This window comes from Streptomyces sp. NPDC002825, from assembly GCF_040295385.1.
Taxonomy (GTDB): Bacteria; Actinomycetota; Actinomycetes; order Streptomycetales; family Streptomycetaceae; genus Streptomyces.
In genome coordinates this window covers 81,163-94,423 of the sequence record NZ_JBEOVH010000014.1, presented here as the reverse complement: position 1 = coordinate 94,423, position 13,261 = coordinate 81,163, and the positions used below count along the sequence as shown (strand labels likewise).

Sequence of the window (13,261 nt, the reverse complement as noted above, 5' to 3'; positions counted from 1 at the left end):
ACGTTTTCTTCCCGGCGGCTTCCGCAGGATGAAGGGGAGGTTTCGGGACTCCGGGTCAGAGCTTCACGCGGGCGGCGATCGGCAGGTGGTCGCTGTTCGTCTCCGGCAGCGCCCAGGAGGACATCGGCTCCACGCCCTTGACCATGATCTGGTCGATGCGGGCCATCGGGAACGAGGCCGGCCAGCTGAAGCCGAAGCCGTCGCCCGCCGCGCCCTGGGTGGAGCGCAGCTGGGAGGTGACGGCGTTGAGCGCGCGGTCGTTCATGGTGCCGTTGAGGTCGCCCAGGAGGACGATCCGCTCGTGCCGGTCGTCGGCGATGGCCTCGCCGAGCGCGTTGGCACTGGTGTCGCGCTGGGTGGCGGTGAAGCCGGCGTTCATCTTGACCCGTACCGAGGGCAGGTGGGCGACGTACACGGCCACCTCGCCCTTGGGCGTGACGACGGAGGCGCGCATGGCCCGGGTCCAGCCCATGTGGATGTCGACGGGCTGCGCGGCCCGCAGCGGCAGCTTGCTCCAGAGCCCGACCGTGCCCTGGACCGAGTGGTACGGGTAGGTCTTCGCGAGGCCCTTCTCGTACACCGGGACCATGTCGCCCTTCAGCTCCTCCAGGGCGAGCACGTCGGCGCCGGAGGCGGCGAGCAGGCGGGCGGTGCCCTCGGGGTCGGGGTTGTCGGCGTTCACGTTGTGGGTGGCGACGGTCAGGTCGCCGCCCGGGGCCGACTTGTCGGCGACGAGACCGCCGAAGAGGTTGAGCCACACCGCCGCCGGGAGCAGCAGGGCGATCAGCGCGGTGGCGGAGCGGCGCACGAGGGCGAGCACCAGGAGGAGCGGCACGAACAGGCCGAGCCAGGGCAGGAAGGTCTCGGTGAGGCTGCCCAGGTTCCCGATCCGGTTCGGGATGTCCGAGTGGAACACCATGAGCAGCGTGAGCGCCACCGCCGTCGCGGCGAGCAGGATGCCCCGGCGCCAGATGCCCCGGTCGCGGCGGAGCCCGTCGAGCGCGGTCCGGAACCGGGACCGGGGGCGCCCGCTCCCCGCGCCGCCGTGGTCGGTCTCCGTCATGTCCACCCGCGCCATCGCACTGTCCTCACTGCCTTGCTGCCTTGCCGCACTGCTGTCCCGCTGCGTGACCCGACGTCGACACTAGGCGATGACGGGTCAGTCGTACTCACCCAGGGACGACCTGGGCGCGTGGCGGGTTCCTGCAGGTGGCGCGGGCGGGGAGGCTGTGACAGAACGCGCACATTCGTGCGGTTCAGGGGCGGGGGCGCAGGCCCTCCATGACGGCGTCGACGACCTGCTCGGCGAGGTCGGGCTCCAGGGTGGCGCCGGGGCGGATGACGGTACGCAGGAGCAGCGGGCCGGTGAAGAGGTCGTTCACGAACTCGACGTCCAGGTCGTCGCGGATCTCCCCCAGCTCCATGCCGCGCCGCACGGTGTCGAGGCCCATGCGGCGGCGGGGTTCGATGACGGTGTTCTGGTAGGCCTCCCACAACTTGGGATAGGCCTGCATCTGCGAGAACACGTTGTGCAGGAGGGCGGAGGAGCGCTTGGCGAGGCCCCGTTGGCGCAGCATCTCCAGGAGCATCACGAGGTCGTCCCTCACGGAGGTGCCGGTGAGGACCGGGTCCTGGGGCTCCACGGAGCGGAGCAGCTCCACGAAGAGCTCCTCCTTGCCGGGCCAGCGGCGGTAGATGGTGGCCTTGCCGACGCCGGCGGTACGGGCGATCCGCTCGATGGACAGCTCGGTGAGCGCGACGCCGTCCTCGAGGAGTCCGCCGACGGCGTCGAAGATCGCCTGCTCGACGGCCTCGGAGCGGGGGCGGCCGCGGCGGGCGGACCCGGGGGGTGCCGCGCCCGGGTCCTGGGGGTCGGGGTTCCCGCTGTCCTGCAGGGACACGTGCGCTCCGTCTCTCGTCCGGTTACTGGGTCTGACGTTCCCTGATTCTCCCGCGCGCGTCGAAGGGGGGCACGACACCCCCACGACGGGCCCGGCACGGGCGCCGAGCGGCGCCCCCGCCGGCCCTGGATCGCGGACCTCCCCCGGGAGGGAGCCGCGCCCTCGCCGCACCTGGTTGTGGGCCTGGCCCGATGAGACCGAACCCCTCGCCGCACCGGGTTGCGGGCCCGGGCCCGATGAAGCCGAACCCTTCGCCGCGCCGGTTGTGGGCAGGCGTTCCGCAAGGGGCGATGGGGGTCCCCCCTGCTCAAGCGAAGCCGAGAGCTTGGGGGAGGGTGGGCACAACCCACGACGGCGCCGCACACGGGGTACAGGCTCAGGCACGGAACGCCTAGGCCCGGCTGGGGGCGCCGTCCCGTGTGCCCACCCGTCCCTCCCCCTAGGACTTCGTCCTGGGGGGACCCCCATGCGGGACGGGTGCCCACACGGGGCGCGTGGGCACCGCCCGCCCGGGTGCGGGACCGCGCGGTGTGGGGGCGCCGTCAGGCCGCTCGGGAGGGGGTTTGGGGGGATGGGGTCTCCGTCGGGGGGCGGCCCGGGGACGTGTCGGCCGGCTCCGTCGGCACGCGGCCCGGGAGGAAGATCGCCACGACCGCCGCGCCCGCCAGGGCGATCGCCGCCGAGGCGAGCGCCGTGACGTGCATCGCGTCCAGGAACGCCTCGTACGCCGGGGCGATCAGCGACTTGCCCTCCGGGCCCAGCCGCGACGCGACCGCGAGCGTCGCCTCGACCGACTCGCCCGCCGTGTCCCGCAGGGCCGCCGGGACGCCGCCCAGGTGGCCCTCGATCTCGCCCCGGTACGTGGAGGAGAGCACCGAGCCGAGGACGGCCACGCCCAGCGCGCCGCCGACCTGCCGGAAGGTGTTGTTGATGGCGGAGCCGGAGCCCGCCTTCTCGCGGGGCAGCGCCTGCATGATCGCGACCGTGACGGGCGGCATGATGTGCGCCATGCCCGCGCCCTGGAGGAAGAAGACGACCTCCAGGACCCAGACGGGCGTCGACGCGTCGAAGGCGGCGAAGGCCGCGAGGCCCGCGGCGACGAGCAGCATGCCCGCCGTGCAGACGGCCCGCGCACCGAAGCGGTCCACGACCAGCCGGGCCCGCGGCGCGAAGACCATCTGCGCGACGGCGAGCGGCAGGATGAGCAGCCCGGAATCCAGCGCGCTGTAGCCGCGGACGCTCTGCAGGTAGAAGGCGGAGAAGAAGGTGACGCCCATGAGGGCGAAGAAGACGAGCGCGATCGCGGCGACGGCCGCCGAGAACGCCGGCTTCCTGAAGTACGACATGTCGATGGCCGGGTGGTCGCTGCGCCGCTCGTGGAGGACGAAGACGGCGAGGACCGCGAGGCCGCCGAGGACGGGCGCGAGGACGGTGACGTCGGTGAAGCTCGCCAGCTCGCCGCCGCGGATGATCCCGTACACGAGGAGGACGAGTCCGACGACGGAGAGCAGCACGCCGGGTATGTCGACGCGGCCGGGGTTCGGGTCCCGGGAGTCGGGGACGAGCCACAGCATCAGGGCGAGGGCGAGGAGCACCACGGGCACGTTGACGAGGAAGATCGAGCCCCACCAGAAGTGCTCGAGGAGGATGCCGCCGGTGATGGGGCCGACGGCGATGGCGAGGCCGACGCTGCCGGCCCAGATGCCGATGGCCTTGGGCTGCTCGTCGCGTTCGAAGACGTTCATGAGGACGGCGAGCGTGGCGGGCATGACGAACGCGGCGCCGAGGCCCATGACGGCCCGGTAGGCGATGAGCTCGCCCGGGGAGCCGGACATGGCGGCGAGCGCGGAGCCGATGCCGAAGACGGTGATGCCGAAGAGGAGGACCTTCTTGCGGCCGAGGCGGTCGCCGAGGAGGCCGGAGGTGAAGAGGAGTCCGGCGAAGACGAGCGTGTAGGAGTTGATGGACCACTCCAGCTCGCTCTGGGTGGCGCCGATGCCGGTGGGCGCGGGGGCCGCGATCGTCTTGACGGCGACGTTCAGGATCGAGTTGTCGAGGACGACGATCAGCAGGCTGAGCATGAGGACGCCGAGGACGACCCAGCGGCGTCGGTGGACGGCCTCGGGGACGCGGGGCCCGGCGGGTACGGCGGGTGCGGTGGACGGCTGTGACATGAGCACCACCCTAGAGCCATTTCGATACGAGACCGTCTCGTATCGAAAACACTGAGGAAGTCTTTACGTTGCGGCGGTGTGAACAGCGCCACTCCGGCCCACTTCCCCGCCCGCCCGGCGAAGTGCCACCATGGATGTGGTCCGGGGACGCCACAGGGCGCCTCGAGATGACACAGAGGAGCCGTTCACCATGACGCTTCAGGCTGCCCAGAAACCGCCCGCCGACAGCAGCAAGGCGCTGTACGGAGGGAAGGGCACCCGCCGCATCACCGTCCACGACATCGCCGCCGCCAAGGCCCGCGGCGAGAAGTGGCCCATGCTCACCGCCTACGACGCGATGACCGCCTCCGTCTTCGACGAGGCCGGCATCCCGGTGATCCTCGTCGGCGACTCGATGGGCAACTGTCACCTCGGCTACGACACCACCGTGCCCGTCACGATGGACGAGATGACCCTGCTCTCCGCCGCCGTCGTCCGGGGCACCAAGCGCGCCCTCGTCGTCGGCGACCTGCCGTTCGGCTCGTACCAGGAAGGGCCCGTCCAGGCCCTGCGCAACGCCACCCGGCTCGTCAAGGACGCGGGCGTCGGCGCGATCAAGCTGGAGGGCGGCGAGCGCTCGCTGCCGCAGACCGAGCTGCTCGTCCAGGCCGGCATCCCCGTCATGTCCCACCTGGGCCTGACCCCGCAGTCCGTCAACACCATGGGCTACCGGGTGCAGGGCCGTACCGACGAGTCCGCCCACCGGCTGCTCAGCGACGCCAAGGCGGCGCAGGACGCGGGCGCCTTCGCCGTCGTCCTGGAGCTCGTCCCGGCCGAGCTGGCCGCCGAGGTCACCCGCTCGCTGCACATCCCGACCATCGGCATCGGTGCCGGCGCCGGCACCGACGCGCAGGTCCTCGTCTGGACCGACATGGCCGGCCTGACCGGCGGCAAGGTGCCGCGCTTCACCAAGCAGTACGCCAACCTCCGCGAGACGCTCGGCGACGCCGCCCGCGCCTTCGCCGAGGACGTCAGCGGCGGGGCGTTCCCCGCCGAGGAGCACACCTTCCACTGAGTCCGGTAGGACGCGCAGAGCCACTGCGGCACCTCCGACAGCCCGCCGACATCCCCCATCGGCGGGCTGTCGGTCGTCTGTCGGGGGCTTGTCGGTGGCGCCCTGTTCCATGGTGGACATGACGCGATCACACACCAACGCCGTCGAGGTCCGGGGCCTCGTGAAGCACTTCGGCGCCACCAAGGCCCTCGACGGGGTCGACCTGGACGTCCCGGAGGGCACCGTCCTCGGGGTCCTCGGGCCCAACGGCGCCGGGAAGACCACCCTCGTCCGCTGCCTGTCCACCCTCCTCGTCCCGGACGCCGGGACCGCCACCGTCGCCGGCTACGACGTGGTGAAGCACCCCCGCGCGCTGCGCCGCACCATCGGCCTGACCGGTCAGTACGCCTCGGTCGACGAGAAGCTGTCCGGCTGGGAGAACCTCTACATGATCGGGCGGCTGCTCGACCTCTCCCGCGCCGACGCCCGCCGCCGCGCCGAGGAGATGCTGGAGCGCTTCTCCCTCACCGACGCCGCCAAGCGCCCGGCCATGAACTACTCCGGCGGCATGCGGCGCCGCCTCGACCTCGCCGCCTCGATGATCGGGCAGCCCGCCGTCCTCTACCTGGACGAGCCGACCACCGGCCTCGACCCCCGCACCCGCAACGAGGTGTGGGACGAGGTGCAGCGGATGGTCTCCGAGGGCGCGACCGTCCTCCTCACCACCCAGTACATGGAGGAGGCGGAGCAGCTCGCCAACGAGCTGACCGTCATCGACAAGGGCAGGGTCATCGCCAAGGGCGGGGTCGACGAGCTCAAGGCCAAGGTCGGCGGCCGGACCCTGAAGATCCGCCCCACGGACCCGGCCGACCTGTCCGCCATGGCCGCCGCGCTCCGCGAGACCGGCCTGGACGGGGTCGCCGGCTCGACCGTCGTCCCCGACGAGGGCGCGCTGTACGTGCCGATCCTCGCCGACGAGCAGCTGACGGCCGTCGTGGGCCTGCTGGGCGCCCGCGGCTTCGGCATCGCCCACATCGGCACCCATCTGCCCAGCCTGGACGAGGTGTTCCTCGCGATCACCGGCCAGAAGACCGCCGACGCCGAGCTTTCCGACGCGATCAACGAGGAGGTCGCCGCGTGAGCACGACCACTGTCACCAAGTCCCCCGCGCAGACCGGCGGTTCCCGCCCGGCCGCCGCGCGCACCGCCCCCGCCGCGGAGGGCCGGATCGGCCTGCGGGCCAACCTGCGCCACATCGGCGCCCTGGCCCGGCGCAACGCCCTGCAGATCAAGCAGGACCCGGAGTCGATGTTCGACGCCGTCCTCATGCCGATCATCTTCATCCTGCTGTTCGTGTACGTCTTCGGCGGCGCGATCGCGGGCAAGGGCCACAACGACGTCTACGTCAACTACGTGACGCCCGGCCTGATGGCCATGATGGGCATGAACATCGCGATGGGCGTCGGCACCGGCATCAACGACGACTTCAAGAAGGGGGTGATGGACCGCTTCCGGACGATGCCGATCGCCCGGTCCTCGGTCCTCATCGCGAAGATCGTCGTCGAGGTGGGCCGCATGCTCATCGCCACCGCGATCCTGCTCGGCATGGGCTTCCTGCTCGGCCTGACGATCCACACCTCGGTCCTGCACCTGCTCGCCGCCGTCGGTCTGTCGATGGTCTTCGGCTCCGCCCTGATGTGGATCTTCATCCTGCTCGGTCTCACCATGAAGACGGCCCAGGCCGTCCAGGGCATGGCCATGCTCGTCCTGATGCCGCTGCAGTTCGGCTCCTCGATCTTCGCCCCGCCGACGACGATGCCCGGCTGGCTGCAGACCTTCACCGACTACAACCCGCTGTCCAACCTCGCCGACGCCGCCCGCCACCTCATCAACGGCGGCCCGGTCGCCCACTCGGTGTGGATGACCCTCGGCTGGGCGGCACTGATCACCGTCGTGACGGCGCCGCTCGCGGTCGCCAAGTTCCGCAAGAAGACCTGAGTCCCGACCGGGGGATCATGACTCGGCGCGCTCACTGATCGCGTCGGCGGCGCGACCGAGCAGGGCGGCGGCCTCCTCCAGGGAGAGGCCGCCGCCCTCCGCGTACGCGGCCTCGAACTCCCCGTCCGCGAGCGCGGACCGGGTCAGTTCCGTCGCCCGCGCCCGGTTCTCCCGCTCCATCGGCGGCGGCAGATGACCGGGCGGCAGCAGCCCCTCGTACGCGCCGAGCAGCACCGCGGCCGTACGGGACGGGGCGCCGCCGAGCCCGGCGAGCGCCCACGCGGCGGTGATCAGGTGGATCGCCGGCATCTGCGGGGCGACCATCAGCGACAGGGCGCCCAGGGAGCGCTCGTACGCCCTCCGGGACAGCCCCAGGGCCGCGTCGTACCGCTCTTCGAGGTTGAACACCCAGGCCAGGCTGCCGAGCGTGAAGCCCTCGAAGATGGAGAAGGTCTCGGAGCTGAACTCGTCGAGCAGCCGCTCCAGATGCACCCGGGCCTCCGCCGTCCGGCCGGTCCTGCCGAGCAGCAGCGCCAGGAAGATCCGGGCCGCGAGCATCGGCTCGTGACCGCGGCCGTGCTCGCCCTCCACCACCTCGCGCAGGATCCGCTCCGCCTCGTCGCGGCGGCCGGTCTCGATCAGCATGTCGGCGTACCGGGCGCGCAGCAGGGCCATCTGGGACTGGGCGCCGATCCGCTCCGCGTACGCGATGGCGTCGGCGAAGTCCTGGGCGGCGCCCTCGAACTCGAGGCGCCGCTCCCGGGCCTCGGCCCGCGAGGACAGCGCCTCGGCCGCGCCCCAGGCGTCCCCGAGGCGTACGAAGATCTTCAGGCTCTCCTCGGCGTCGGCGCTCGCCCGCTCGGCCAGGTCGGCCCGGTTGGCGAGCATGTTGGCCCGGAGCTGGAGGGCATTGGCGAGCTCCCAGTCGTAGTCGTGGCGGCGGCAGGCGGCGACGTGCGCCTCCAGGGCCTCGCCCATGCGGCCCGGTTCGCCGATGAGGAGGACGGCGAAGACCGCGAAGGAGCCGGGCAGCCGGCAGGTCTGCGGAAGCCCCGGCGGATACACCTCGTTGATCCGCCGCAGCCGCGCGACGCCCTCGGGGGTCGTCCAGCGGCCGGTCTCGTGGTCCATGTTGAGCAGTTCGATCAGCCGCACCCCGCGCCGGGCCTCCCAGCGCTGCTCGTCGGAGAGCGGCGGGGGCGCGGCCGTGCACGGCTCGTGCAGCGGTACGACGGGGGCGGCGGGCGTCCCGAACGGATCGGGCCCGAGCGCGACGACGGCCTCCGCCCAGTGCAGGGCGTCGGCGCGCAGGTCGCGCATCTGCCAGTACCAGAGCAGCGAGTGGACGAGGACCAGGGCCTCGTCCTCCTCCCGGGCGTCGACGGCCCGGCGCAGGGCGGCGCGGATGTTCCCGTACTCGGCGCCGAGCCGGGCGATGGCCCCGGCCTGCCCGGCGCCGCGCAGCTCGGGGTCGGTACGGCGGGCGAGTTCGCGGTAGTACGTGAGGTGCCGGCGCTCGGTGCCCGCCCGCTCCCCCGCCTCGTCGAGCCGCTCGCCGGCGTACTCGGCGACGGTCTCAAGGAGCCTGTAGCGCATGCCGGTCTCGCCGGGCGCGGCGACGACGAGGGACTTGTCGACGAGCGCCCCGAGCACGTCCAGGACGGCGGTCTCCTCCCCTTCGCACACCGCCTCGGCCGCCTCCAGGTCGCAGCCGCCCGTGAAGACCGCGAGCCGGCGCAGGACGGCCCGCTCGGCCTCGTCCAGGAGGTCCCAGGACCAGTCGACGACCGCGCGCAGGGTCTGCTGCCGGGGCAGTACGGTCCGGGCTCCGGAGGTCAGGAGCCGGAAGCGGTCGTCGAGCCGGTCCGCGATCTGGCGCAGGGTCAGCATCCGCAGCCGGGCCGCCGCCAGTTCGATCGCCAGCGGCAGACCGTCGAGGCGCCGCACGACCTCGCCCGCGGCGACCGGGTCGTCCTCGACGCGGAAGCCCGGGCGGACCGCCGCGCCCCGCTCGCCGAGCAGCCGCAGCGCCATCCCGGTCGGCAGTGGGCCCAGGGGCCGGATCGCCTCCCCCGGGACGCCGAGCGGCTCCCGGCTCGTGGCGAGCACCCGGAGCTCCGGGCAGCGCGCGAGGAGGGTCTCGGCGAGTTCGGCGGCCGCGGCGACGAGGTGCTCGCAATTGTCGAGGAGGAGCAGCATCCGCCGTCCTGCGCAGTGCTCGACGAGCCGGGCGACGGGGTCGCCGCCGCCGCGCAGCTCCTCGGCTCCGGCGCCGCGCAGCACGGTCTCGCGGGCGCCGACGGCCGCGAGGACCGCCTCGGGGACGGCCTCCGGATCCCGTACGGGCGCGAGTTCCGCCACCCACACGCCGTCCGGCCAGTCCGCGGTGCCGCGGTCGGCCGCCTCCTGCGACAGCCGGGTCTTCCCGGCGCCGCCGGGCCCGAGCAGCGTCACGAGCCGCGCCCCGCGCAGATCGCCCCGGACGAGGGCGATCTCCTCGTCGCGCCCGACGAAGCTGGTGAGCCGCGCGCGCAGGTTGCCCCGTGCCGGGGCGGCGGGGGCGGGCGCCGGGTTCAGGAGCTCCGCGTGGAGGGCGCGCAGGGCGGGTGACGGATCGGTGCCGAGGCGGCTGGCGAGGCCGCGGCGGACCGACTCGTACGCGGCGAGCGCCTCGGCCGACCGGCCGGTGTCCCGCAGGGCGCGGATCCGGAGGGCCTGGAGCGGTTCGTCGAGGGGGTGGGCCTCGCAGAGGGCGGTGAGCTCGGGCAGGGCGGCGGCGGCCCCGCCGAGGGCGAGGGCGGCGTCGATGCGCGCCCGGCGGGCGTCGAGCCTCCGGGCCTCCCAGCGGGCGGCCTCCGCGTCCCGGTCCGGCAGATCGGCGAGCGCCGGGCCGCGCCAGAGCCCGAGGGCCTCGTCCAGGAGGGCGGCGGCGCGGGCGGGGTCCGTCGCGGCCATGCCTTCCGCGGCGAGGCGCTCGAAACGGCGGGCGTCGACGTCCTCGGGCCTCGCGTCCAGCCGGTAGCCGCCCTGGGCCGACACCACCCGGTCCCGTCCGAGGGCCCTGCGGAGCCGGCCGACGAGCGCCTGGAGCGCGGCGGGGGCGTCGGCGGGCGGCTCGTCGCCGTGCCACACCTCGTCGACGAGATCGGCCACGGGGACGGTCCGGCCGGCCCGCAGGGCGAGAACGGTGAGGAGGGCGCGGACGCGGGGGCCGCCGACGGTGAGGTCGGGGCCGTCGGCGTCGCGGACGCGGGTCGAACCAAGCACGAAGTAACGCACGCCCCCATTCTCCGCGAGCGCTCCGCCGCGCCCGTCGTGGGCCGCGCCCCCGCCGTTGTGGGCAATCGTTCCTCCCCCAGACTTCGTCCGGGAGGTGCCCCCAGGGCGGAACGGGTGGGCACAACGGAACGGCGCCCTTGCCGGCGCCAGAGGCTCCAGCGCGTGAACCCGCACCCTGGTGACGGCACACGGTCGGTGCGGGTCCAGGCTCGGAACGCGGAGGCGCCGCTGGAGGGCGCCGTCCCGTGTGCCCACCCGTCCCGCCCCAGCGGGACGATTGCCCACACGGGCGGCGGGGAAGCGCCCACCACAGGCGAGGGCCCACGGAACCCGGGTCCGGGGCGGTACGTTGCTCCGGCAGTTGACACTCGTCCACACGGGAGCCCCCAAGATGACCACGGCCACCACCCGTCGCCACGAACGACGGATCAGCCCCGTCTTCCTGGCGATCCTCGCCGTCATGGCCGTCACCGGCTGGGCGGTGTGGACGGACTTCGCCGCCTCCCCCGGCCTCGCGGTGTTCCTCTTCGTGACCTCGGCCTGGGTGGTGTCGCTCTGTCTGCACGAGTACGCGCACGCCCGCACCGCCCTGCACGGCGGGGACATCACCGTGGGCGCCAAGGGCTATCTGACGCTGAACCCGCTCGCGTACACGCACGCGTGGCTGAGCATCATCCTGCCGGTGCTGTTCGTGATCATGGGCGGGATCGGTCTGCCGGGCGGCGCGGTCTTCATCGAGCACGGCCGGATCAGGGGCCGCTGGAAGCACAGCCTGATCTCGGCGGCGGGCCCGCTGGCCAACGTGCTGTTCGCGCTCGTCTGCACGGCGCCGTTCTGGCTGGGCGCCCTGGACGGCGTGCCGCGCGCGTTCCAGTACGCGCTGGCGTTCCTGGCGTTCCTCCAGGTGACGGCCGCGCTGCTGAACTTCCTGCCGGTGCCGGGGCTCGACGGCTACGGGGTGGTGGAGCCCTGGCTGTCGTACAAGGTGAAGCAGCAGATCGCGCCGTACGCGCCGTACGGCTTCTTCATCGTGATCGCGCTGCTGTTCGTACCGGCGGTCAACAACGCCTTCTTCGACGCGATCGACGCCCTGATGCGCACTCTCGGGGTGCCGGAGCTGAGCCGGTACTGCGGCTCGCAGCTGTTCCGGTTCTGGCAGGAGACCCCGGAGTTCTGCCAGGTCTAGCCGTCGGCCCGCGCCTGCAGCTTCGCGCGGCGGATGTAGTACCAGGCCATGTTGGACGAGAGGCCCGCCAGGAGGACCCAGACGACGCCGAGGAAGCTGCCCTCGACGAAGGAGACGACGGCCGCGGCGACGGCCAGGACGCAGACCACGAGGGCGTAGAGGGCGAGGCGGGGCATGGGGGTCGACTCCTGAGGGTCCGGGTACGGCGTTTCGTGCCCGTCCAGTGTCCCCCATGCCCCGATCCGCGACGGGACCGGCTCAGATGTCGGTGACGCGCAGGCCCGCGTGGGCCTTGTAGCGGCGGTTGACCGAGATCAGGTTGGCGACGAGCGACTCGACCTGGTGGGCGTTGCGCAGCCGCCCGGCGAAGACGCCGCGCATGCCGGCGATGCGGCCGGCGAGGGCCTGGACGATCTCGACGTCGGCGCGCTCCTCGCCGAGGACCATGACGTCCGTGTCGATCTCCTCGATGGAGGTGTCCTTGAGGAGTACCGCGGAGAGGTGGTGGAAGGCGGCGGCGACCCGGGAGTCCGGGAGGAGCGCGGCGGCCTGTTCGGCGGCGGAGCCCTCCTCGGGCTTGAGGGCGTAGGCGCCCTTCTTGTCGAAGCCGAGCGGGTTGACGCAGTCCACGACGAGCTTGCCGCGGAGCTCCTCGCGCAGGGACTCCAGGGTCTTGGCGTGGCCGTCCCACGGGACGGCGACGATCACGACGTCGCTGCGGCGGGCGGTCTCGGCGTTGTCGGCGCCCTCGACGCCGTGGCCGATCTCGGCGGCGACGTCCTGGGCACGCTCGGCCGCGCGGGAGCCGATGATCACCTTCTGGCCGGCCTTGGCGAGCCGGTAGGCGAGGCCGCGGCCCTGGTCGCCGGTGCCGCCGAGGACGCCGACGACGAGACCGGAGACGTCGGGGAGGTCCCAGGGGTCCTTGGGGGCGGGCTTGCTCTCAGTCGTAGTCATGGCCCCGACATTACCGATCGGTCGGGTCCGTCGCCGCCCCTACCAGCGCGCCGGTGGCGGGGCCGTCAGCCGGTCCGCGAGGCCCGAGAGCCGGTCCCGGAAGCGGCGGGTGCCGCGGGGTGAGGGCAGGCTGTTCTCGCCGGCCGCCGCGCTCACCAGGTGCTGGACCGTGTCCAGGTCGACCCCGGCGTCCTCGGCGACGGTGAGCGTCTCGTGCGCGAGGCCCCGCACCTCCTCGTCGCCGCCGTCGAGCGTGAGCACCGTCGCCCCCGCGCGCCGGGCGTCGTGCACCCGCTGGAGCAGCCCGCCGTCCGGCCGCTCCGGCGCCACCATGAGGAGGGTCGCGCCGCGCCCCGCGGCCTCCAGGCGGCCGAGGCCGACGGCCAGGTGCGCGGGGTCGCCGGGTCGCACCCGGTGCCGTACGAGGGTCGGGGCCAGCTCCGGGAGGCCCGACCAGGCGGACTCGTCGACCAGGTGGGCGGCCAGGTGCCAGGGCTCGTACTCCTCCGTGCCCACGAGGAGCAGTCCGCCGCGGTGCGGCACGACGGAGGACCGGAGTGCACCCGCGAACCGGCGGGCGGCGCCCGGCCACTCCGTCCCGGCGAGCACTTCCCGCAGCAACGCGACCCGTACGGCATCCATGCGCCCGCATCCTGCCCGAGCCGGGGCCCGCGCGCGGGCGATCGGGCAGCTTCCACCCGTACGGGAGCGGCCGGGCCGCCCCTAATTCGGT

General features: G+C 73.3%; 11 protein-coding genes. 4 read left to right on the top strand and 7 right to left on the bottom strand.

The window, feature by feature from the left end; translation table 11 throughout:
• Positions 1-55: 55 nt before the first annotated feature.
• From ABT041_RS19705 to ABT041_RS19695, 3 genes are all read right to left on the bottom strand, one after another.
• A complete protein-coding gene (locus ABT041_RS19705; protein WP_351186061.1) occupies positions 56-1,078 on the bottom strand; it encodes an endonuclease/exonuclease/phosphatase family protein in 1,023 nt (340 codons plus the stop codon).
• 178 nt (positions 1,079-1,256) lie between these two features.
• Positions 1,257-1,901, bottom strand: a complete 645-nt coding sequence (locus ABT041_RS19700; protein ID WP_351186059.1) for a TetR/AcrR family transcriptional regulator — start codon at positions 1,899-1,901, stop codon at positions 1,257-1,259.
• 542 nt (positions 1,902-2,443) lie between these two features.
• A complete protein-coding gene (locus ABT041_RS19695; RefSeq protein ID WP_351186057.1) occupies positions 2,444-4,075 on the bottom strand; it encodes an MFS transporter in 1,632 nt (543 codons plus the stop codon).
• Between the two features lie 190 nt (positions 4,076-4,265).
• Between ABT041_RS19695 and panB the strand changes: the two genes are divergently transcribed.
• From panB to ABT041_RS19680, 3 genes are all read left to right on the top strand, one after another.
• Complete coding sequence (gene panB / locus ABT041_RS19690; RefSeq protein ID WP_351186055.1) at positions 4,266-5,129, top strand: 3-methyl-2-oxobutanoate hydroxymethyltransferase; 864 nt, start codon at positions 4,266-4,268, stop codon at positions 5,127-5,129.
• A 109-nt stretch (positions 5,130-5,238) separates the two neighbouring features.
• Positions 5,239-6,249, top strand: coding sequence for an ATP-binding cassette domain-containing protein (locus ABT041_RS19685; protein WP_351186053.1), 1,011 nt, complete (start codon positions 5,239-5,241; stop codon positions 6,247-6,249).
• Entirely contained in the window at positions 6,246-7,106 is an 861-nt protein-coding gene (locus ABT041_RS19680; protein WP_351186051.1) for an ABC transporter permease, read from the top strand. Before ABT041_RS19685 ends, ABT041_RS19680 begins: the two co-directional genes overlap by 4 nt.
• A 15-nt stretch (positions 7,107-7,121) precedes the next feature.
• On the opposite strand, the gene ABT041_RS19675 is transcribed toward ABT041_RS19680, so the two are convergent.
• The gene (locus ABT041_RS19675; RefSeq protein WP_351186049.1) at positions 7,122-10,385 is read right to left on the bottom strand and encodes an AfsR/SARP family transcriptional regulator; all 3,264 of its coding nucleotides are present in this window, start codon (positions 10,383-10,385) and stop codon (positions 7,122-7,124) included.
• Between the two features lie 391 nt (positions 10,386-10,776).
• On the opposite strand from ABT041_RS19675, the gene ABT041_RS19670 reads away from it, so the two are divergent.
• Positions 10,777-11,571: a site-2 protease family protein gene (locus ABT041_RS19670; RefSeq protein ID WP_351186047.1), complete on the top strand. Its 795-nt coding sequence runs from the start codon at positions 10,777-10,779 to the stop codon at positions 11,569-11,571.
• On the opposite strand, the gene ABT041_RS19665 is transcribed toward ABT041_RS19670, so the two are convergent.
• From ABT041_RS19665 to ABT041_RS19655, 3 genes are all read right to left on the bottom strand, one after another.
• Entirely contained in the window at positions 11,568-11,747 is a 180-nt protein-coding gene (locus ABT041_RS19665; RefSeq protein WP_351186045.1) for a hypothetical protein, read from the bottom strand. The two genes, ABT041_RS19670 and ABT041_RS19665, sit on opposite strands and share 4 nt — an antisense overlap.
• An 82-nt stretch (positions 11,748-11,829) precedes the next feature.
• Positions 11,830-12,528 (bottom strand): NADPH-dependent F420 reductase, encoded by a 699-nt coding sequence (gene npdG, locus ABT041_RS19660; protein ID WP_351186043.1) that lies wholly within the window; start codon positions 12,526-12,528, stop codon positions 11,830-11,832.
• Between the two features lie 39 nt (positions 12,529-12,567).
• A complete protein-coding gene (locus ABT041_RS19655) occupies positions 12,568-13,170 on the bottom strand; it encodes a hypothetical protein (RefSeq protein WP_351186041.1) in 603 nt (200 codons plus the stop codon).
• Between the last annotated feature and the right edge of the window lie 91 nt (positions 13,171-13,261).